18 protein-coding genes and 1 pseudogene are annotated in these 21,292 nt (G+C 66.1%); 10 read left to right on the forward strand and 9 right to left on the reverse strand.

Going from position 1 to position 21,292, the window contains the following annotated elements; translation table 11 throughout:
• The first annotated feature begins 47 nt into the window (after positions 1 to 47).
• The 4 genes and pseudogenes from AYJ57_RS25875 to AYJ57_RS11185 all read left to right on the forward strand — a co-directional run bounded on the left by AYJ57_RS25875 (position 48) and on the right by AYJ57_RS11185 (position 3,005).
• Complete coding sequence (locus AYJ57_RS25875) at positions 48 to 203, forward strand: hypothetical protein (protein WP_157374060.1); 156 nt, start codon at positions 48 to 50, stop codon at positions 201 to 203.
• Positions 204 to 240: 37 nt separating this feature from the next.
• Positions 241 to 1,278, forward strand: a pseudogene (gene cysK / locus AYJ57_RS11180) (cysteine synthase A); the annotation flags it as partial.
• A 144-nt stretch (positions 1,279 to 1,422) separates the two neighbouring features.
• Positions 1,423 to 1,737 (forward strand): glutaredoxin domain-containing protein, encoded by a 315-nt coding sequence (locus AYJ57_RS26340; RefSeq protein ID WP_237220214.1) that lies wholly within the window; start codon positions 1,423 to 1,425, stop codon positions 1,735 to 1,737.
• An 11-nt stretch (positions 1,738 to 1,748) separates the two neighbouring features.
• A complete protein-coding gene (locus AYJ57_RS11185) occupies positions 1,749 to 3,005 on the forward strand; it encodes an MFS transporter (protein ID WP_066105035.1) in 1,257 nt (418 codons plus the stop codon).
• 65 nt (positions 3,006 to 3,070) lie between these two features.
• Here AYJ57_RS11185 and AYJ57_RS11190 read toward each other — a convergent pair whose 3' ends face one another.
• Positions 3,071 to 4,258, reverse strand: a complete 1,188-nt coding sequence (locus AYJ57_RS11190) for an APC family permease (RefSeq protein WP_066105039.1) — start codon at positions 4,256 to 4,258, stop codon at positions 3,071 to 3,073.
• A 102-nt stretch (positions 4,259 to 4,360) separates the two neighbouring features.
• Between AYJ57_RS11190 and ybgC the strand changes: the two genes are divergently transcribed.
• Positions 4,361 to 4,750: a tol-pal system-associated acyl-CoA thioesterase gene (ybgC, locus tag AYJ57_RS11195; protein WP_066105041.1), complete on the forward strand. Its 390-nt coding sequence runs from the start codon at positions 4,361 to 4,363 to the stop codon at positions 4,748 to 4,750.
• Between the two features lie 393 nt (positions 4,751 to 5,143).
• Here the strand turns inward: ybgC and AYJ57_RS11200 are convergent, their stop codons facing one another.
• From AYJ57_RS11200 to AYJ57_RS11235, 8 genes are all read right to left on the reverse strand, one after another.
• Positions 5,144 to 5,539 carry a DUF2147 domain-containing protein gene (locus AYJ57_RS11200; RefSeq protein WP_066105045.1) on the reverse strand — a complete coding sequence of 132 codons (396 nt, stop codon included), beginning with the start codon at positions 5,537 to 5,539 and terminating at the stop codon, positions 5,144 to 5,146.
• A 40-nt stretch (positions 5,540 to 5,579) separates the two neighbouring features.
• Complete coding sequence (locus tag AYJ57_RS11205; RefSeq protein ID WP_066105048.1) at positions 5,580 to 6,410, reverse strand: SDR family oxidoreductase; 831 nt, start codon at positions 6,408 to 6,410, stop codon at positions 5,580 to 5,582.
• A 74-nt stretch (positions 6,411 to 6,484) separates the two neighbouring features.
• A complete protein-coding gene (locus tag AYJ57_RS11210; protein WP_066105052.1) occupies positions 6,485 to 8,275 on the reverse strand; it encodes an acyl-CoA dehydrogenase C-terminal domain-containing protein in 1,791 nt (596 codons plus the stop codon).
• 40 nt (positions 8,276 to 8,315) lie between these two features.
• On the reverse strand, positions 8,316 to 10,643 hold the full coding sequence (locus AYJ57_RS11215) for a 3-hydroxyacyl-CoA dehydrogenase/enoyl-CoA hydratase family protein (RefSeq protein WP_217621102.1): 2,328 nt from the start codon (positions 10,641 to 10,643) through the stop codon (positions 8,316 to 8,318).
• Entirely contained in the window at positions 10,640 to 11,776 is a 1,137-nt protein-coding gene (locus AYJ57_RS11220; RefSeq protein WP_066105061.1) for a thiolase family protein, read from the reverse strand. Before AYJ57_RS11220 ends, AYJ57_RS11215 begins: the two co-directional genes overlap by 4 nt.
• Before the next feature lie 64 nt (positions 11,777 to 11,840).
• The gene (locus tag AYJ57_RS11225; RefSeq protein ID WP_066105065.1) at positions 11,841 to 12,251 is read right to left on the reverse strand and encodes a MerR family transcriptional regulator; all 411 of its coding nucleotides are present in this window, start codon (positions 12,249 to 12,251) and stop codon (positions 11,841 to 11,843) included.
• 120 nt (positions 12,252 to 12,371) lie between these two features.
• Entirely contained in the window at positions 12,372 to 14,114 is a 1,743-nt protein-coding gene (locus AYJ57_RS11230; protein ID WP_217621103.1) for a long-chain-fatty-acid--CoA ligase, read from the reverse strand.
• A gap of 164 nt (positions 14,115 to 14,278) precedes the next feature.
• Positions 14,279 to 15,451 (reverse strand): OmpP1/FadL family transporter, encoded by a 1,173-nt coding sequence (locus AYJ57_RS11235; RefSeq protein ID WP_217621104.1) that lies wholly within the window; start codon positions 15,449 to 15,451, stop codon positions 14,279 to 14,281.
• Between the two features lie 418 nt (positions 15,452 to 15,869).
• On the opposite strand from AYJ57_RS11235, the gene AYJ57_RS11240 reads away from it, so the two are divergent.
• From AYJ57_RS11240 to AYJ57_RS11260, 5 genes are all read left to right on the forward strand, one after another.
• Positions 15,870 to 16,349, forward strand: coding sequence for an acyl-CoA thioesterase (locus tag AYJ57_RS11240; protein WP_066105068.1), 480 nt, complete (start codon positions 15,870 to 15,872; stop codon positions 16,347 to 16,349).
• Between the two features lie 202 nt (positions 16,350 to 16,551).
• Entirely contained in the window at positions 16,552 to 18,291 is a 1,740-nt protein-coding gene (locus AYJ57_RS11245) for an Ldh family oxidoreductase (RefSeq protein ID WP_237220143.1), read from the forward strand.
• Between the two features lie 56 nt (positions 18,292 to 18,347).
• Complete coding sequence (locus tag AYJ57_RS11250; RefSeq protein WP_066105075.1) at positions 18,348 to 19,340, forward strand: sialic acid TRAP transporter substrate-binding protein SiaP; 993 nt, start codon at positions 18,348 to 18,350, stop codon at positions 19,338 to 19,340.
• 69 nt (positions 19,341 to 19,409) lie between these two features.
• Positions 19,410 to 19,994 (forward strand): TRAP transporter small permease, encoded by a 585-nt coding sequence (locus AYJ57_RS11255; protein ID WP_066105079.1) that lies wholly within the window; start codon positions 19,410 to 19,412, stop codon positions 19,992 to 19,994.
• An 8-nt stretch (positions 19,995 to 20,002) separates the two neighbouring features.
• Positions 20,003 to 21,280, forward strand: a complete 1,278-nt coding sequence (locus tag AYJ57_RS11260; RefSeq protein ID WP_066105082.1) for a TRAP transporter large permease — start codon at positions 20,003 to 20,005, stop codon at positions 21,278 to 21,280.
• Positions 21,281 to 21,292: the final 12 nt, after the last annotated feature.

Below are 21,292 nucleotides of genomic sequence, written 5' to 3' on the forward strand. Positions count from 1 at the left end.
GCGGAACGGCGAGACTGGCTGCATCATCCGAACGAAAGGATCGCGCCATGAACATGACACCGCAGACTATCGCTGACATCCGCCCACATCCCTCCATCCCACCCGCCGCGCTGAAGGCGCGTGGCGGGCGCAGGCTGCTCGGCGCAGCGGCCTTTGCGCTCGCCGGCGGCGTCTTCGTTCATTGCGTTCTTCCGCTTTTTTGACCTTCGCACACACATCCTGAACACAAGGACTTTCCTGATGACCAAGGCATTCCCCTCCATCCTCGAAACCATTGGCAACACCCCGATCGTGCGCATCAACCGCCTCGCGCCCGAGGGGGTCGAGCTTTACGTCAAGCTCGAGGCCTTCAACCCCATGAGTTCGGTCAAGGACCGGCTGGCGCTGGGGATCATCGAGGCGGCCGAGCGCGATGGCTCGCTGAAGCCCGGCCAGACGGTGATCGAGGCGACCTCGGGCAACACCGGCATCGGGCTCGCCATGGTTTGCGCCGCCAAGGGCTATCCGCTGGTGGTGACCATGGCCGAAAGCTTCAGCATCGAGCGCCGCAAACTGATGCGCTTTTTGGGGGCCAAAGTGGTGCTGACCCCTGCGTCCGAGAAAGGCTCGGGAATGATCGCCAAGGCGCGCGAACTGGCCGAGGAGCACGGCTGGTTCCTTGCCCGCCAGTTCGAGAACGAGGCGGGCCCCGACATGCATTCGCGCACCACCGCCGAGGAAATCCTTGCCACTTTCGACGATGCGCCGCTCGACTTTTGGGTGTCGGGTTTCGGCACCGGTGGCACGATGAAGGGCGTGGCGCGCAAAATCAAAGAGCGCAGCCCGACCACAAAGATCATCGCCTCGGAGCCGGACAATTCCGCGCTGCTGTCTTCGGGGGTGGTGCAGCCCTTCAACGAGGACGGCTCGCCCGCCGCCAGTCATCCCGCCTTTCGTCCGCATCTGATGCAGGGCTGGACGCCGGATTTCATCCCGAAGCTGGCAAATGACGTGCTCGAAGCCGGATGGATCGACGAGATCCGCCCGGTGGCCGGGGCCGAGGCGATGAAATGCGCGCAGGATCTGGCCCGCTTTGAGGGCATCCTCTGCGGCACCTCCGCCGGGGCCACCTTTGCCGCCGCGCTCGACATTGCCCGCAGCGCCCCGCGCGGGGCGCGTATCCTTGCCATGCTGCCGGACACCGGCGAGCGCTACCTCTCGACTCCGCTTTTCGGGGCCATCGAGGAGGTGATGAACGCCGAGGAGATGGCCATCGCCGCCTCGACCCCACGCTTCCGCTTCGATGCCAGTGCCGCGCCTGCGCCGCAGGCCGCCCCGGCAGAGGCCTCCCCCGAGGCGCGCGCCGAGCTTCAGGCGCTGCTTTCCGATCCCGAGGAGCCGGTGGTCTTTTTCGCACTGGAATGGTGCGAGTTCTGCTGGTCCGTGCGCAAGCTTTTCGCCGCCGCCGGGATCTCCTACACTTCGGTCGATCTCGACGGCGCGGCCTACCGCGAAGGCGATCGGGGCGGGGCGCTGCGCAAGGCGCTTGCCGAAAAGACCGGCGCGGTGACCATCCCGCAGATCTTTGTCGGCGGGCAGCATCTTGGCGGCGCGACCGAAACCTTTGACGCGTTCAACAGCGGCGCTCTTCAGGAGCTTCTGGCGCAGCATGGCCGTGAGATCGGCACCGAAGGCATCGGCAATGCCTATGATTTCCTGCCCGGCTGGCTGCACCCCCGCAAGCCGTCGGCGGCGTAAGGAGCAGGGGAATGGAACAGGCATCGAAGGCGCCCCAAGCGGCGCCTGACCGCTATCGCTGGGTGATCGTGATCGCCGCCTCCCTGCTGCTGGCGGTGGCGCTGGGACAGCTGGTGAACGGGCTTTCGGCTTTCTTCACCCCGCTCGAGACAGCCATGGGTTGGAGCCGGGCCGACATCGCGCTGATCAACTCGGCGGGGCTGATCGGCCTCGCGCTTGGCGGGATCGGCATGGGCTGGCTGGCCGACCGGATCGAGACGCGTAAGGTCATTCTCACCGGCGCGCTGGTCACCGGTGCCTGCGTCACGGCGGCAGGTTTCGCGTCGTCGCTCTGGCAGCTCTACGCGCTCTTCTTCGTGGCCGGGGCGCTTGGCGGCGGGGCGCTCTTCGCGCCGCTCTTTGCTCTCGTCGGGCGCTGGTTCAGCACTGGCGCGGGGCTTGCCATCGGCATTGTCTCGGCCGGGCAGGCCATGGGGCAGGGCGGCATCCCGCTTGCCAATGCGCTGCTGATCGAGAGCTTCGGCTGGCGCGGCGCCTTCATTGCCATCGGCATCTTCACCCTGGTACTGCTGGTGCCGCTGGCCCTGCTGACCCGCGCCCCGGACGCGCAGGCGGCGGGCGCGGCGGCACCGGCGCAGCGGGTGCCCAATGTGCCGACACCGGCGGTGGTCGTGCTGATGAGCCTCGGCGTGATCTTCTGCTGCGGGCTGATGTCGGTGCCGCTGATGCACCTCGGACCGCTCGTAGAGCTTTGCGGTGCCAGCGGCTCAGAGGCGGGCAGCGTGGTGCTGGTGATGATGATTGCCGCCATCGCCGGGCGCGTGGCCTTCGGCAAGCTGGCCGATATGATCGGCGCGCTGCCAGCCTATATGGCGGCGAGCGCATGGCAGACCGCCTTCGTCTATCTCTTCACCCAGATCGACGACATCTCGCTTTTCTACCTCTTCGCGCCGGTCTACGGCTTTGGCTATGCCGGTGTGATGACCGGGGTGCTGACCACCATTCGCGCGCTGATCCCCGCAGACCGCCGAGCCGGGGCAGGCGGGATCATCATCGCCTTCGCATGGGGCGGGCATGGGCTCGGCGGCTGGCTCGGCGGTCTCTTCTTCGACATGACTGGCGGCTACGGGCTTACCTTCGGCGTCGCGGCGCTGGCCGGGGTTCTGAACCTCGCGCTGCTCACCGTGCTGGGCTGGCTGGTGGTCCGCAGCCCTGCGGACGACCCTGCAGAGGCGGCATGGGACAGGGCAGGCGAGACCGCCCGCTGAACCTGCGCGGCGGTTGGCCTGGGTGGGCCTGAGTTGGCAGACCGGGGGCGCAGATGCGCCCCGCCTCACTCCACCGGAGCGCCGAAGACCGCGATCACCAGTCCCAGCAGCGCCAGCGCCTCGAAGGCCAGCGCCGTGCCGCGCCGCGCTTCGGCCCGCGCCGCCAGCGCGGCGATGCCGCTTTGCAGCGCATAATAAAGAGCAAAGGCGCGGCTGGCGAAGGCGATGATCTCAAAGACATCCAGCGTCCAGGTCAGCACGAGCCCAAGCGCCACCAGCAGCGCATAGGCGCTGCGCACCCGGATGCGGCGCCGGGTCAGTTCCTCTACCAGCCCGCCCGCGCCGCCGGTGTCGGCCACGGCGGCACTGAACTGCGCCGCCAGCGCCGCGGCGGTCAGCATCAGCGGCAGGATCGGCGCGACCAGCCCCATCAGTCCGATGATCGCCGTCTCGCTCTGATCGCCGGTGCCGGGCGCGAAGACATAGGCGATAAGCCCGATGTAGGCCATATAGATCGCCGCCGAGAGCGCCTGCGCCAGTTTCATCGCGCGGATGCGGATGGGGGCGGTGTATTCGGCTCCCAGATAGCGTGTGGTCTCAAATCCCTGCACCGTGACGATGAGGCCGAAGCCAAGGCTCAGCGCGGCCCAGCCCGAGACGCCCGGCGGATTGGACAGCAGCGCGCCGTCTTCGAGTTTGCCCGCGAAATAAAGCGCCAGCCCGGCCAGAAGCCCGGCGATGATCGCCAGCTTCAGCCCCACGGCGATCTGCTCCATCCGCTCCAGCGCGCCGAAGCCACGGGTCCAGCCCACCGCCAGCACGATCAGCAGCATCGCGGTGGTCAGCAGCTTGGCGTGCAGCGGGTCGTTCCACGGCGTCAGCCGGGTGCCGAACGCGCCGAAGAGGTTGAGGTAATAGGCCACCGAGATCACATAGGCGAAGGCCAGCGCCCAGGAGGCGAGGGTTTCCAGACGCTCCTCGGCGGCGCTGCGCGGTCCCTTTGCGCGGCGCACGATATTGGTCCGGACGGCGGCACCAAACAGCCACGCGCCAAGGCAGAGCGCCGCCATCACCGCCGGGGCCCAGATGCCATAGGCGCTCTCGAGGATCGGGCCCAGCACCAGAAATCCGCTGCCGATGATCGAGGCCAAAGGGGTGATCGTGGCGCGCCAGAGCGGCGCGCGCGAAAGCCGTGGCCAGAGCAGCAGAAGCGCCGTGCAGAGCGCCGCGCCGAGAATTGCGATCGTCATCATGGCGTGCACGCTAATCCCATGCGGCGGCAAAGGAAATGCGACACGGCTTGCGGCGATGTCGCAGCCGCACTAGGGTCGCGCCGCAAGCTGTAGGAGTGGCGCATGGCCCATGAATTTCCGGTGCGTGTCTACTATGAAGACACCGACATGGCGGGGATCGTCTACCACGCCAACTACCTCAAATACATCGAACGCGCCCGCTCGGATTGGGTGCGTGCGCGCGGCATCGACCAGAACGCGCTGCGCGAGGCCGAGGGCATCGTCTTCGTGGTGCGCCGGCTCGAAGCCGACTATCTCTCTCCGGCGCATTTCGATGAAGATCTCATCGTGCGCACCGAGGTGAAATCGGTCTCCGGCGTGCGGCTGGGACTGGTGCAGGAGGTGCAGCGCGCGGGCAAGCCGCTGTTCCGCGCCGAGGTGACGCTGGTGGCGATCACCGCCGAAGGCCAGCCCGCGCGCCTGCCCGCCGCGATCCGCCAGCAGGTGCATTGAGCGCGCCGCCGGTCCTTCTTCTCTTAGACAAATACGCCGGGGGAATAGCGCGAAACGAGCGGGGCAGAGCCTGCCGGTCTTTTGGGTAGGATGGCGTTGGCGAGGGAACCGGAACTTCAGATTGGTACCATGCCAACGTCAACCTGACTGCGGCGCAGCGCGACTGATCAGCTCGGCCCGCTTGGAAACGCGAGTCCCGCAGTGAGCAAAACCATCTCTCGGGACAACATCGATGTTCATCTTCTGCGACGTCTTAAGCAGGCCTCGCATCAAAGCGTTCCCGCTACGTCCCCCGCAAAGTGTTAAGATGTTGGACTGAACGGGGCGATCTCTCGCTGAGGTCAGCTCAGCGGGCCGCAAGCCAAGCTACCGGCAAAGCCAAGCGCCAGCCTCTTATCTGACCCTGCTCCACGTCTGGCTGCGACAGATGCCGAAGACGCAGCCATAGACTTTGAGCCGGTCGCCCGCGATCTCCATCTTGGAGGTATATGTCTTGTCGCGATCCGGCGCCCAGATACGCCCGGAGGCGTATTTGCCCGCGCCCTCGGGCTGCATGTCCCAGACGATCTGCCGCCCCACCGTGTCGGAGGGGATCGGCTTGCCGGTCGCGTCGAAGGCGCGGCTGAGCGTGCCGCAGATCTTGCTGCCGCAGGGGGCCATGGTGACGAAGCCGAAGTGCCCTTCGTCGCCGGGCTGGGTCTGCCATGTTCCCAGCACCGGATCGGCGGCGAGGGCAGGGGTGGCGGCGAGGGTCAGGATGCAGGCGATCTGTGCCAATCTGGGGATCATGGGCGTCTTCCGGGACATGGGACAGGACAATAGCGCGGGCTCAGCTTTCGGCGGTGACGAAGAGGTCGGGCAAGAGCGGCTCGCCGGGATCGACGGCATAGCCCGAGAAATCCGCGGTGCCCTCTTCGCGCAGCACCTCCTCGTCGATGAAGAAATTGCCGCTGCAGGTTTTCGCAGGGCGGGTCAGGATGGCATGGGCGGCATCGGCGACGATCTGCGGCGTGCGGCAGTTCTTGGGCTGGACCGCGCCGCCGAGCATGGCCAGCGCCGCCGTGTCGATGACCGTGCGGGGCCAGAGCGCGTTGGCGGCGATGCCAAGCGGGCGGAACTCTTCGGCCCAGCCGAGCACGCACAGGCTCATCCCCATCTTCGAGATCGTGTAGGCCACATGCGGCCCGTACCACGCCGGGTCGAGCGAGGGCGGGGGCGAGAGCGTCAGGATATGCGGGTTCTGCACCTGCTTCAGCGCCGGCAGGCAGGCGCGGGTGACCGCGAAAGTGCCGCGCATGTTGACCGACATCATCAGATCGAAGCGCTTCATCTCGGTCTCGGCAGTGGGCGTCAGAGAGATTGCGCTGGCGTTGTTGACCACGATGTCGATGCCGCCGAAGTGCTCTGCGGCCTTGCGCGCGGCCTCGGCCACTGCCGCCTCGTCACGGATGTCGAGCTGGAGGGGCAGGGCGCGCCCGCCCTGTGCCTCGACCTCCGCCGCGGCGTCCTCGATGGTGCCTGGCAGGCGGGGGTGCGGGGTGACGGTCTTTGCCGCCAGCACCACATTGGCCCCATCGCGCGCGGCGCGCAGCGCGATGGCCCGGCCGATGCCGCGGCTGCCGCCGCTGATGAAGAGTGTCTTGCCGCCGAGATCGGTCATCTGGCCCGTTCCTTCTTGATCTGGTACACGCCGGGGTAAAGCTCCGGGGTGCGAGCCCCGGAGCGGTGTTCCGTTCAGAATGCCGCCTCGTCGAGCGCCATGAGAGTCTCGCCACCGGCCATGATCTGCGACAGCAACGTGCCGGTCTGCGGCAGCATCCGCTCCATGTAGAAGCGCGCAGTCACCTGCTTGGTGGCGTAGAACCCGTCCGGATCGCCGGTCTCACGGCTCTGCGCCATCGCGGTCTCTGCCATGCGCGCCCAGAGATAGCCCATGGCGGTCAGGCCAAAGAGCCGCAGGTAATCCGTGGCCGCCGCCCCGGCTTCGTCCGGGTTGGCAAGCCCGCGCCGGGCGACGGTGGCCGAGGCAGTTTGCAGGCGGCCAAAGGCCTTGGCGAGCGGCGCGATATAGTGGGCCATCTCGGGGGTCTGCGCGTGCTGCTCGATATATTCCGACACCGGATGGAAGAACCGGCGCAGCAAGCGCCCGCCATTGGCTCCCAGCTTGCGGCCCACCAGATCGAGCGCCTGAATGCCGTTCGTGCCCTCGTAGATCTGCGTGATGCGCGCGTCGCGGACGTATTGCTCCATGCCGTGCTCGCGGATGTAGCCATGGCCGCCCAGCACCTGCATCCCGAGGTTGGCGTTCTCAAAGCCAAGATCGGTGAACAGCGCCTTCACGATCGGCGTCATCAGCGCCACGAAATCCTCCGAGGTCTTGCGCACCTCCGGGTCGGGGTGGTGGGTCTGCTTATCAAGCTCCTTGGCGACCCAGACCGCCATCGCGCGGCAGCCTTCGGTCGCCGCCCGCTGCAGCAGCAGCATCCGGCGCACGTCGGGATGCACGATGATCGGATCGGCGGGCTTGTCGGGCGCTTTGGTGCCGGTCAGCGACCGCCCCTGCAGACGCTCGCGCGCATAGGCGACCGAGCCCTGATAGGCGGCCTCGGCCAGCCCCAGCCCCTGACCGCCAACCGCGAGGCGTTCGTTGTTCATCATGGTGAACATCGCCTGCAGGCCCTTGTGCGGCGCGCCGACGAGCCAGCCCTGTGCACCGTCGAAGTTCATCACGCAGGTCGACGAGGCCTTGATCCCCATCTTGTGCTCGATGCTCGAGCATTGCACGCCGTTGCGCGCGCCCGGCGCGCCCTCCGCGGTGGGCAGGAATTTCGGCACGAGGAACAGGCTGATCCCACGCGAGCCCTTGGGCGCATCCGGCAGCCGGGCCAGAACCAGATGGATGATGTTCTCGGTCAGGTCATGCTCGCCCGCCGAGATGAAAATCTTGGTCCCGGTGATGGAAAAGCTGCCATCCTCCTGCGGCAGCGCCTTGGTGCGCAGAAGCCCGAGATCGGTGCCGCAATGCGGCTCGGTCAGGCACATGGTGCCGGACCACGTGCCATCGACCAGCTTGGGCAGATACGCCTGCTTCAGTTCCTCCGAGCCATGGCTGTGCAGCGCCAGATAAGCGCCATGCGAGAGGCCGGGGTACATGCCGAACGACAGGTTCGCCGAGCAGATCATCTCGGTCACCAGCACGTCGGCGGCGGCGGGCAGCCCCTGTCCGCCATAGGCGGGATCGCAGGTCATCGCCGTCCAGCCGCCTTCGCGGAACTGGCGATAGGCCTCGGGGAAACCGGCGGGGGTGCGGACCACGCCGTTTTCCAGAGTGCAGCCTTCCTCGTCGCCCGAGCGGTTGATCGGGTGCAGCACTTCGGCGCAGATCTTGCCGGCTTCTTCGAGGATCGGGTCGATCAGATCCGGGGTGAACTCTTCGAAACCCGGAAGCTCTGCCAGCTCGTCGCAGCCCAGCAGCTCGTGATAGACAAAGCGCATGTCGCGCAGGGGGGGTGTGTAATTGGCCATCGTCGCGATGTCCCTGTTCTGTGCGGCCCAAGGCCGGGGTTCAGTTCCGGAGCGGCTTGCCGGTCATCAGCATGGTTTCGATGCGGTCGAGCGTGCCGGGCCGCTTGACCAGCGTGAAGAACCGCTCGCGTTCGAGGGCCAGCAGGTCCGCATCGGTGAGGGTCTCGATCGGGTCGGTGCCCCCGCCCGACAGCACCTCGGCCAGCGCGACCGAGACGATCTCGTCATAGGGGGTGGCCTTGCCCATCTTGCGAAATTGCTGCACCGCCATCTCCATGGCAACGAGGCCCGACGGGCCGGGCAGCGTGTACTCCCGCGTCTCGGGGGCGGCGTAGCCCTCGACCATAGCGAGCGCACGGGCCTTGGCATCGGCCAGAAGCCGGGCGCGGTTCATGGTGATCCCATCCTCGGGGCGCAGGAACAGAAGCTCCTTTGCCTCGGCGGCGGATTTCGCCACCGTCGCGGTGCTGAGGATCTCGAAGACCTTCGACGGAACCGGCATCGGCCCCTTGGGCAGACGGCCGAAGCGCTGCCAGCGGTGCAGCATCTCGGTGCAGCCGCCCCAGCCGGGGATCAGCCCGACGCCGACCTCGACAAGGCCGATGTAGCTTTCCGCATGGGCCTGCACCGCATCGCAATGCAGCAGCACCTCGCAGCCGCCGCCAAGCGCCATGCCCGAGGGCGCGCCGACGACGGGGAAGGGGGCCGAGCGCATGTCCTGAAAGGTCTTTTGACCCAAGGCCACCAGCCCCTCGATCTGGTCCCACGCGGCGATATTGGCAGCAAAGAAGGCGAGGCCGAGGTTGGCGCCGACCGAGAAATTGGTGCCCTCGTTGTGGATCACCAGCGCCTTATACTCGGCCTCCACCAGCTTCAGCGTCTTGCCCAGAAGCGCCATGATCTGGTCGTCCATCGAATTCATCTTGGAGGTGAACTCGAAGCACAGAACGCCGTCCCCGATGTCCCAGACCGCGGCGGATCCGTTCTTGAGCACAGGCTTTGCGCCGCGCTTGATGTCGGAAAGCAGCAGCACACCCTCGGGGCGCGTCACCGGATGGTAGGCACCGTCGAGGCCCAGCTGTTCGAGCTTGCCCGCCTCGACGCGATAGAAACTGCGCCCGCGCGCCAGCTGCAGGATCGGCGGCACCGTCTCGCCTTCGGCCTCGAGCCGCTCGGCCAGCCAGTCCGGGCCGATCTTGTCCATCAGCGCAAAGGGGCCGTCCTTCCAGCCGTAGCCAAGGCACATGGCCTCGTCGATGTCGGCGATCGTGTCGGCCACTTCGCCCGCCAGCCCGGCGGCATAGCGCAGCGTCGCGCCCATCACCTCGGCGGCATAACGCCCCTCGGCGCTGTCATGCGCCATGAGCGCGCGCGGGCTGCGCCCGGCCTCTTCCATGGCCTCGGATCGCGGCTTGCGGGCGGTTGCGTAATGCCCGCTCGACAGGTCGACCGCCTCTTTCACCTTGTTGCCGCCGTCGCGGTTCAGGCGATAGAAGCCGCCCTTGCCCTTCCGGCCGGTGTAGCCCTCGGCGATCATTTTCTGCACCACCGGCAGCGGGCGGTTGGCGGTGTGGAAGGCATCGCTCTGCGGCAGGGCGGCGGCGAGGCTCGCGTTCACATGAGGCATGAGGTCGAGCCCGACCAGATCGAGCAGCCCGAAGACCCCGGTCTTGGGAATGCCGAAGGGCTTGCCGATCAGCGCATCGGCCTGCTCCACCGGGATGCCGCGCTCGGCGGCCTCGATCACCGCTTTCTGCAGCCAGTAGACGCCGAGGCGGTTGCCGATGAAGCTTGGCGTGTCCTTGGCCCGGACCACCGTCTTGCCAAGCCGCCGGTCGGCGAAATCGGCGATGAGCTCTGCCGCATCGGCGCGGGTGGCGGCGCCGGTGACCAGTTCCATAAGCCGCATATAGCGGGGCGGGTTGAAGAAATGCGTGATCAGGAAGTCCTGCGCAAAGCTCTCGGGAAGCCCGCCCACCAGCGTCGCCAGCGGGATGGTCGAGGTGTTGGACGACACGATGCTGCCACGCTTCCGCGCGCCCTCAATCTTGCGATAGAGGTCTTGCTTGATGTCGAGCCGCTCGATCACCGCCTCGATGATCCAATCGGCTTCGGCAAGACGCTCCAGATCGTCCTCAAGGTTGCCGGTCTCCACCAGCCGCGCCGCCTTGCGCCCCATGAAGGGCGCCGGATCGGCCTTCTGCATCCGCGCCACGGCCCCTTCGGCCAGCGCGTTGCGGCTGGCCGCGCCCTCGGGCACGATGTCGAGCAGCAGCACCTTCACCCCGGCATTGGCCACATGCGCCGCAATCGCGGCCCCCATGACTCCGGCGCCGATGACGGCGACTTTTTCGATACCGGCCATCATGCGGCCTCCAAAATGGTGGCGATGCCCTGACCGCCGCCGATGCACTGCGTGGCCAGCGCGTAACGGCCCCCTTCGCGCTTCAGCAGGCTCGCCGCCTTGCCGACGATCCGCGCGCCGGTGGCACCCAGCGGATGGCCGAGCGCGATGGCACCGCCGTCGAGATTGACCCGCGCCGGATCGAGGTCGAGATCGCGGATGCAGGCGATGGACTGGCTGGCGAAAGCCTCGTTGAGCTCGATCACGTCGAGATCGCTGGCGGAAAGCTCGGCGCGCTGCAGCGCCGCGCGGGTCGCGGCAACCGGGCCGATCCCCATGACGTCGGGCGCGCAGCCCTTCACCGCCACGGATTTCACATAGGCGATGATCGGCAGCCCCTGCGCTTCGGCAAAGCTGTCCGAGCACACCAGCAGCGCCGCGCAGCCATCGGTCAGCGGCGACGAGGTGCCCGCCGTCACCACACCTTCGGCGTCGAAGGCGGGCTTGAGATCGGCAAGACCCTGAAGCGTCGTCTCCGGGCGCAGGCAGCCGTCGGTCTCGACCACCCCATCGCGCCCGGTGATCGGCACGATCTCATCGGCAAACAGACCCTTCTGCAGCGCCGCGGCGGCCTTCTCCTGCGAGCGGAGGGCGAACTCTTCCTGCTCGGCCCGCGAGATCTGCCAGCGCCGGGCAACATTCTCTGCGGTCTCACCCATGCCCATATAGGCCTCGGGGTGGCTGCGGGCGAACTCGGGATGGGGCATCGGGTTGAAGCCCATCATCGGCACCCGGCTCATGTTCTCGACACCGGCGCAAACGAAGGCGTCTCCGGCGCCCATGGCGATCGAGCCGGCGGCCACATGCACCGAGGTCATCGACGAGCCGCAGAAACGGTTGATCGTGGCCGCGCCCACCGATTGCGGCAGCCCGCTCATCAGGCCCACAAGCCGGGCGAGGTTGAGGCCCTGCTCGCCTTCGGGGAAGGCGCAACCGAGCAGCAGATCCTCGATCCCCTCGGGATCGACCCCGGTGCGGGCGACCAGCGCCCGGACCACCTGCGCGGCCATATCGTCGGGCCGGACCTTGGCCAGAGCGCCCTTGCGGGCCAGGGTGAAAGGCGAGCGCATGTAGCCCGCGACAACGACACGTGTCATCGGTAACTCTCCGGAGTTGCGTGAGGAATTTGGAAGCGCGAAACCCTGCGGGTTCCGTGGGTGTTCAGGACGTCCGCGCGGTCTTCGGCGCGGTTTCTGTCTCGTGGCGCTTGAGGGCGTCCAGCGACATCTGCTCGATCTCGCGCAGTTCCTTGAGCGTCACGCGCAACGTCTCGAACTGTTCGTCGAGTTCGTGGATGCGCTGACGGACCTTGGCCAAAAGCGCGTCGATTTGCTCGCGCTGGGTCGGATCGGCGTCGTAGAGATCGAGATATTCCCGGATGTCCTTCAGCGTGAAGCCAAGCCGCTTCCCGCGCAGGATCAGGATCAGCCGCCCGCGATCCCGCGAGGTGTAGATCCGATTGGTGCCCACACGCTGCGGCAGCACGAGCCCCTGCTCCTCGTAGAAGCGGATGGTGCGCGGCGTCACGCCAAGCTCTTTCGAAAGTTCCGAGATCGAGTAGAGCTTGTCCATCTGAAACCTGTCGCAGCAAAGGGTTAGGCGAAAGCGCTGCCCGCACCTCACCAAGAATTCTACCACCGTGGAGCGGGCCGTGGATAGGCCTTTCCGCGCGCGTCATCTCGTTTACGTAGTTCATGACGCCACCGTGCCGCCGGATTGGGCGGTTTTGGCGCGCAGACGTTCGGCTTCGACAAGCTCTTTCTTGGACAGCTTACCGACGAGGGTCTTGGGCAGGCTCTCGCAAATCTCGATCTGCTTGGGCATCTCGATGGGCGAGAGGTAATCCTTCAGGAAGCCGTGCAGCGCGTCTTCGGGCGCGTCGAGCGGCGTCTTCAGCACGACGAAGGCCTTGGGCGCGCTGCCGCGATAGTCGTCCGGCACGCCGATCACCACCGCCTCGGCCACCGCCGGATGCTGGTAGAGCGCTTCCTCGATGGCCCGAGGATAGACGTTGTAGCCGCTGCAGAGGATCATGTCCTTGATCCGGTCGACGATGAAGTAAAAGCCGTCCTCATCAACATATCCCACATCGCCGGTGCGCAGCGCACCTTCGATGAAGGTGTCGCGGGTGGCCTCGGGCTTGTTCCAATAGCCCTGCATAACCTGTGGGCCGCGCACGCAAAGCTCGCCCTTTTCATGCGGGCCGCAAATCCGGGTCGGATCGTCGAGGTCGCGGATCTCCACCTGCGTGTCCGCCAGCGGCCTGCCGATGGAGCCGTCGCGCGCGCTGCCGTCGAGCGGGTTGCAGCAAACCACCGGCGAACTTTCCGAAAGCCCATAGCCTTCGCCAAGGCGGCAGCCGCTCAGCGTCTCGAACGCCCGGCGCACTTCGCCGGGCAGGGGGGCGCCGCCCGAGATGCAGCAGCGCAGCGAGGAAAGATTGGCCGCGCGCTTTTCCAGCGCATGGTTGATCGCGGTGTAGATGGTCGGCACGCCGGGAAACAGCGTCGGCTTCTGGCGCTCGATCACCTCGATGGTGCCATTGATGTCAAAGCGCGGCACCAGAATGATCTCGGCGGCGATGCGGACGGCGAGGTTCATCGCCACGGTCATGCCGAAGACATGGAACAGCGGCAGCACCGCGAGCACGCGCTCTTCGCCCATCTTGGGGTCCGGCAGCCGCTGAAAGATTTGCTCGGCGTTGGCGACGATATTGGCGTGGGTCAGCATCGCGCCTTTGGACAGGCCCGTCGTGCCGCCGGTGTATTGCAGCGTCGCAAGGTCGGTCTCGGGGGTGATCGGGGCCGCGCGCACCGGGCCTTCGCTGCGGATCAGATCCCGGAACCGCAGATGCCGCGCATCCTTGGGCACCCGCGCCAGATCGCGGCGTTTGAGCAGCGGGAACAGCAGGCCTTTGAGAGGCGGCAGCATCTCGGCCATCGGGCAGATCACCAGCCGCTTCAGCGACCCGCGCCCCAGTTGCGCCGCCACCTTGGGATAAATCGCGGCCAGATCGGTGGTCACCATGAGCGTGACGCCCGAGTCCTCGACCTGATGCTGCAATTCGCGCGGAGCGTAGAGCGGGTTGAAGTTCACCACCGTTCCGCCCGCTTTCAACACGGCGAAATAGCAGATCACGAAGGCGGGCACATTCGGCAGGCACAGCCCGACGCGGACGCCCTTGGTGACGCCCTGTTCGGCAAAGCCCGCTGCGGCGCGGTCGACCAGCGCGCCAAGCTCGCGATAGCTGTAGCGGCGCCCGAGGAAATGCATGGCCGGGCGGTCGCCGTGCAGACGCACGGCTTCGTCGAGCAGCGCGGGGATGGGGCGGGCATAGGCGCCCGCAAGCGCCGTGGCGTGCCGAGAGGGGGCAGGCGCAGCGCCAGCCTCTCGGTTCGGCATCAGTTCTTCAGGCGCGATGGCATTTGGACACATGAGCATGGGCTCCGGGTACAGGGCAGCAGGTCCGGCGCTCGCAGGGCGCGGACTTCGGGGGCATGTCTTGAGGTGCAAGACACGTCTCTATTCTGTGGATCGGCTGGCGCCTTCCGGGTCCCGCGCTGCGCCTCAGGTGCGCTTGCGCGGGGCCCGGCGGCGGCTCAGAACCGGTAGGTCAGGCTGGCACTCAGGATATCGGCATGGCCTTCATAGATGCCGCTGAGCGTCCCGGAGTCCGTCGTTTCCTCGATATCTGCTTCGTCGAAGAAGATACGCGTGTAGCCGACGTTGATCACCCGATCCGGCGCGAACTCATAGCTGTAGCCCAGCGAGGCCCAGTAACGGTCGGCATCGGGGATGCGCGCCGTTCTGTGCGAGTCCGGCACCGGGCTCTGATCGTAGGCAACACCGAAATGGATCGTGTGGTTCTCGCGCGGCTTGTAGTCGGCCCCCAGCGAGACGAACCAGGAATCGTGCCATTTCTCTTCGGTCACGTCGTCGGGGCGGCCATCGTCAAACTTCACACGCAGTTCTTCGAAGGTCGACCAATTGGTCCACGACACATCGCCCATCACCGCCCATTGTGGGTTGATCTCGTGATAGCCGCCGATCGAGACGATATCGGGCATGGTGACATCGGCCTCGGCATCCGAGCTGTTCAGCGTCGGAACCATCCCCGCGATCGCAGCCGGCACATCCGAGATCTTGGCGGTGCCTTCAAGCGTGTATTTCGCCTGCGAGCGATAGCTCAGGCCGACGCGCGATGTCGGCGAGAACTCGTAGAGCATGCCCAGCGTGAAGCCATAGCCCCAACCGTCGCCGGTCAGCTCGGTATGGCCGTCCCCAACACCAAGCTGCGACAAGTTGATCGCGCGAGACAGCGTCGCCTCGGCATGGCCGATCTGGATACCGGCGCCCAGCGACAGTTGTTCGGTCGCCTGCCATGCGATGCTCGGGGTCAGAACGAGGTTCTGAATCTCGCTGTCGATGGCGAAATAGCGGCCTTTCCAGTCGTCGTCGTATTTCGTCGACAGGCCGAAAGGCACGGTCAGCGAAATGCCCGCCTTGAGCGTCGGGCTGATGTCGAACAGCCCGTAAAACGCCGGTACGAACGTGCCTTCGCCCGCATTGCCGCTGTTTCCGCCCGAGTATTGGAAGCCGGCCACGCCAGCATCGCCCGAAAACTCGATGGTCGGCGCGACATAGTTCAGATCGAACTGTGCCTGCGCCCCCGGAATACGCATCATCCCGGCGGGGTTGGTATAGATGGTCGAAAGATCGGTCGCCTTGGCGGTCGATCCGGAAAAGGCAGAGCCCACACCTTCGGCGCTCATTTCACGTAATTGGAACCCGGCTGCATGTGCCCGATCCGTTAATGGCAGTAACGCACATAGCGCTCCCGCCGCCACAATAGCGGAATGCTTCACGCATTCAGACATTGATCGCTCCTCCCTAAAAACGATCGGATTTCTGAAGTCCGTGGTTCTTGGTAGCGCTGCCTTACGGATGCGTCAACAGGTTTACGTAATCGGCATCCTTGGTCAACTTTGCGGCGCTCGTTGTCAGGGGATGTACGCCTGTGGGCCCCTGTGTCTTCCCATGCCACAGCGCGGCACAAATCCATTGCCCGTTTCGGAATATTGCGGCAGCTGCCCTAGCGTCCATGATAGCCCTGTGCTTCGGAGCCCTTTTGGGACTATCTCCGCCAAGTTCAGGAAATTCAGGAAGTTCAGGCCAGTGACGGAGCAAGCGATGGACCCGCGCAAACTAGAGATGACCGTGTTGATGACGCCCGACATGGCGAATTTCAGCGGCAAGGTGCATGGCGGGGCTTTGCTCAACCTGCTCGACCGCGTCGCCTTTTCCTGCGCCTCGCGGTTTTCCGGGCGCTACGCGGTGACGCTCTCGGTGGATCAGGTGACCTTCAAACAGCCGATCAACGTGGGCGAGTTGGTCACCTTCCGCGCCAGCGTGAACCATGCCGGGCGCACCTCGATGGAGATCGGCATCCGGGTCGAGGCCGAGGATATCCGCAAGGGCACCCGCCGCCACACGAACTCGTGCTACTTCACCATGGTGGCGGTGGATGACGACGGCAAACCGGCCGAAGTGCCTGATCTGAAGGTCGAAAACGAGCTGGAGAAAAAGCGCCACCACGCCGCCGGTATGCGCAAGAAACTGCGCCGCCAGTTCGAAGAGGAAATGCGCAAGGCCGCCGCGGGCGAGATCTGACGCCGCCTGTCCCCGCGGGGACGGGTTTAGTCTTGCGCCTTTTGCAGCGCCCTGCCGTTTCGGCGGGGCGTTTTCTTTTGCGCAGCCGGACAAGGGCCGCCTCAGGGGGCAGGGCGGGCAATGTGTTGCCGCGGCGTAAGATCACAGTTGACGCAGCTTTGGTATACCATATACCGTTTGGCCAAGTGGAGGAGACTTGACCGTGGATGCAACCGTTCAGCGCGATCCCGCGCAGAAGCTGTCCGACCGTGCCCGCGACGCCATTCGTGACCAGATCATCGCCGGAGACCTGCCCATGGGGGCGGTGCTGCGCGAGAGCGAAATGGCGGCGACGCTCGGCATGTCGAAAATCCCGGTGCGCGAAGCACTGGTGCAGCTTGAATGCGAGGGGATGATTACCCTCAGCCCGAACCGCAGCCCGCGGGTGTTTGAGATGTCTCTGGACGATATCCGCAGCCTTGGTGAGCTGCGCGAAATGCTGGAGCTTGAGGCGCTGCGGCTGGCGATTGCGCGGCGGGCGCTGCCGCTTTCGGGGCGTCTGCGCGAGATCGCCGCGCGGATGCGTGACGCGCTCTCGGGGCAGGATGCGCGCAGCTACAAGGCGCTCGACAATGAGTTTCACCACGCGATCTTTGCCGACTGCGGCAACGTCTATCTGGAAAAGACGCATCACATGCTGTCGTTCCGCATTCAGGCGCTGCGCAACAAGCTGAGCCGCGAGCCCGAGCTCAACGAACGCTCCTTTGCCGAACATGAGCAGCTGATCGACCTGATCGACGCAGGCCAGACCGACGAGGCCGCGGCGCTGCTGCGCAGCCATATCCGCGACACCACGCAGAACTACCTTGCGCAGGAAGGGGCCAGCGCCGCGCCGCGCCCGCCAGCGCGGGTGATGCAGGCGCAGATGGAGGGTTTTGCGGGAGCCGCCATGGAGGCTGCGGGCTGCGATGCCGAGACCCGCGCCGCAGTGATCCGCGCGCTGAGCCATGCTTCGGCGCTGGGGGTGGACACCCACGGCTATCGGTTGCTGCCGCATTACCTCGAAGGCTTCAGCAAGGGCCGCCTCAATCCCGCGCCGCAGCTGCGCTTCGTGTCCGAAAGCGCCGGGGCGGCGCTGCTCGACGGCGATGATGCCCATGGCGCGCGGGCAACCTATGCTGCTGTCGATAAGGCCATTGCGCTGGCCCGCGCCTCGGGCTCGGGGGCGGTGGCGATCCGCGGCAGCTCGCACTTCGGGGCCGCGGGGGCTTATGCCAAGGCCATCGCCGACGCCGGGCTGCTGGGGTTCTGCTTTTGCAATTCCGACAGTTTTGTCCGCCTTCATGGCGGGGCAGAGACCTTTCACGGCACCAACCCCATCTCTATGGCCGGACCGGCGGGAGAGGGGCAGGAGCCGTGGCTCTTTGACATGGCGACCAGTGCGATCCCCTTCAACAAGGTACAGCTGAGCCGCGCTTTAGGGATCGAACTGCCTGCGGACACCGCCTCGAACGGGCGGGGCGAGAATGTCACCGACCCCGAGCAGGCCGCCATGCTGGCGCCGCTTGGTGGCGAGTTCGGCTACAAGGGCGCAGGGCTTGCGGGCATTTCCGAGATCCTCAGCACCGCCCTGTCGGGCGCGCCGCTGAGCTTCGAACTGCCCGGCATGATTTCCGACGACATGGAAACGCCGCGGGGGCTTGGTGCCTTCGTCATGGCGTTTGACCCGGCGGCGTTTGCCGGGCTCGACATCTTTACCGGCACCATCCGTCGCTACCGCGACGCCATTCGCGGCTCGAAGGCCGCGCAGGGCGCCGAGGTCATGGCGGCGGGCGACCGGGAGTGGGCCGAGGCCGCGCGGCGCAAGCTGCATGGCATGACGCTCGATCAGACCGCGGTCGAGGCGCTGGGGCGCTTCGCTGCCGAGAAAGGCATCCCGCCATTGGAGGTGGTGGGCGGCTGAAAAGGGTCCGTGTCGCAAGCGGACCGAAATTTTGGGAATTTAGGGAGGAGAACCAAATGACCCGGATCACCAAGACGGTGGCACTACTGACGACCGCTGCGGCGGCCCTCACCGCGGCGCTGCCCGCAACCGCGCAGCAGGCCGAGCGCGTGCTCAAGTTCGCGCATGTCTACGAGGCGTCCGAGCCCTATCACACCTGCGCCGTGGCGGCGAACGACGCGCTGATGGCGGCCACCGACAACCGCCTCGGCATCGAGGTCTTCCCGGCTTCGACGCTGGGCAAGGAGTCGGACATCAACGAGGGCCTCAGCCTCGGTACGGTCGACATCATCTACACCGGCCAGCTGTTCGCCGGGCGCTATTACGGCCCGCTGGCGATCGGCGGCGCGCCCTTCATGTTCCGCGACTACGATCATTGGGACGCTTTCCGCAATTCCGACCTCTTCTCGGAGCTGACCCAAGGCTACACCGACGCCACCGGCAACCATGTGACCTCGCTCACCTATTACGGGCTGCGCCATGTCACCTCGAACACGCCGATCACCGCGCCCGGTGACATGGACGGGCTGAAGATCCGCGTGCCCAATGCGCCGCTCTACATGATGTTCCCGAAAGCCACCGGCGCGAACCCGACGCCGATCGCCTTTGCCGAGGTCTATCTGGCGCTGCAGCAGGGCACGGTGGACGCGCAGGAAAATCCGCTGCCGACCATCCAGGCCAAGAAGTTCTATGAGGTGCAGTCCAACATCAACCTCACCGGCCACATCACCGACGCGCTGCTGACCATCGTCGGCGGGCCGACGTGGACCAGCATTTCCGAAGAGGATCAGGGCGCGCTCGAGACCGTGCTCGACGATGCGGCGGATTGCGCCACCGAGCAGGTGATCGACGCCGAGAACAGCCTGCAAGACTGGTTCACCGAGCAGGGCGTGACGGTCAACGAAGTGGATCGCGGCCCGTTCATCGAGGCGGTGAAGGTCATGCACAACGGCGACATGGCGACCTGGGATCAGGAGACCTACGACCGCCTGCAGGCCATCGGCGGCTGATCCGATCCGATGCAAAGGCCCGGCCGGCAGCCGCCGGTCGGGCGCCCCTCATATTTCGAGGCGCTTTTGATGTATGACGACACAAAACCGGCAGAGCCCGGGCCCGAGGATCACAGCCTCCATCTCGCCGATGAGGATGCGGCAGAGATCGACCTGTCGGACATCCGCTGGCAGGATGCGCTGGTGCTGGGCCTGTTCTGGGTGCTGGCGCTGGTGGTCTTCCTGCAGTTCTTCACCCGTTACGTGCTGAACGACTCGCTGGGCTGGACCGAAGAGATCGCCCGCTACCTGTTGATCGGCGTGACCTTCGCCGGATCGGTCATGGCAGCGCGCAAGAACAGCCATATCGCGGTGGAATTCATCTACCGCTGGGCGCCGCGCCCGCTGCGGCGGGTGATGCAGGGGGTGATCGACCTGATCACCACCGGCTTCTTTGCCACGCTCGCCTATCTGTCGGGGCAACTGGCCACGCGCACCGGCGGTATGATGGTCTCGATCGATGTGCCCAAGGCCTATGTCTACTGGTTCGTCGCGGTCTGTTTTGCGGGCATGGCCCTCTTTTCCGCGATCAACGGTCTGCGGCACCTGTCGAGCGGCACCAGCCGGCTCATCGACCCCGAAGCCCATGCGGACGACGTCCGCGCCATCGACTAGGATCCACCATGACCATCACACTTCTTTTCGTGCTGCTGCTGGTGCTCATCATGCTGGGCGTGCCGGTGGCCATCGCGCTGGCGGGCGCTTCGCTCGCCTTCATCTTGTCGGGCACCGTGCCGCCCATGGTGGTGGCGCACCGCATGGTGAACGGGGTCGACAGCTTCCCGCTGCTTGCCGTGCCCTTCTTCATTCTTGCGGGCAACCTGATGAACACCGCTGGGATCACCGAGCGGATCTTCAACTTTGCGCTGGCGCTGGTCGGCTGGATGCGCGGCGGGCTCGGTCATGTGAACGTTGGCGCCTCGGTGATCTTCGCGGGCATGTCCGGCGCGGCGGTGGCCGACGCGGGCGGGCTTGGCGCCATCGAGATCAAGGCGATGCGCGACGCGGGCTATAAGACCGACTTCGCGGTCGGCATCACCGCGGCCTCCTCGACCATCGGGCCGATCATTCCGCCGTCGCTGCCGATGGTGATTTACGGCGTGGTCGCCGGGGCCTCGATCGGCCAGCTGTTCGCCGCGGGCTTCATCCCCGGCCTCGTCATGGCGGTGGCGCTGATGCTGATGGTGGGCTTCTTCGCCCGGCGTCGCGGCTTCGCGCGGGACCAGCCCTTCGCGATGAAGATCCTCGGCCACAGCTTCAAGCGTGCCTTCCTGTCGCTGATGACCCCGGTGATCATCGTCGGAGGCATCCTGTCGGGCGCCTTCACCCCGACCGAGGCCGCCGTGGCCGCCTGTGCCTATGCCATGTTCCTTGGCGCGGTGGTCTATCGCACGCTCACCCTGCGCCGGCTGATCCGCGTCAGCTACGACACGATCGAGACCACCTCGGTGGTGCTGCTGGTGGTCGGGGCGGCGTCGATCTTCGCGTGGATCCTCACCTCGAACCGGGTGCCCGAGATGGCGGCGAACCTGCTGCTTGGCGCGTCGGACAATCCGTGGGTGATCCTGCTGCTGATCAACCTGATCCTGCTGATCGTCGGCTGCTTCATGGAGACGGTGGCGGCGATCACCATCCTCGTGCCGGTGCTTCTGCCGGTGGCGGTGACGCTGGGCATCGATCCGGTGCATTTCGGCGTGGTGGTGGTGCTCAACCTGATGCTGGGGCTGCTGACGCCGCCGGTGGGCATGGTGCTCTACGTGCTGAGCCGGGTAGCCAACATCCCGTTCGAGCGGGCGCTGTCGGGCACCGCGCCCTTCCTGATCCCGCTGGTGATCGTGCTGCTGCTCGTCACCTTCGTGCCGGGCATCACCATGTGGCTGCCGACGCTGCTCTACCGCTGACAAAGCCGCGCG

This window comes from Salipiger sp. CCB-MM3 (genome assembly GCF_001687105.1).
Taxonomy (GTDB): Bacteria; Pseudomonadota; Alphaproteobacteria; order Rhodobacterales; family Rhodobacteraceae; genus Salipiger.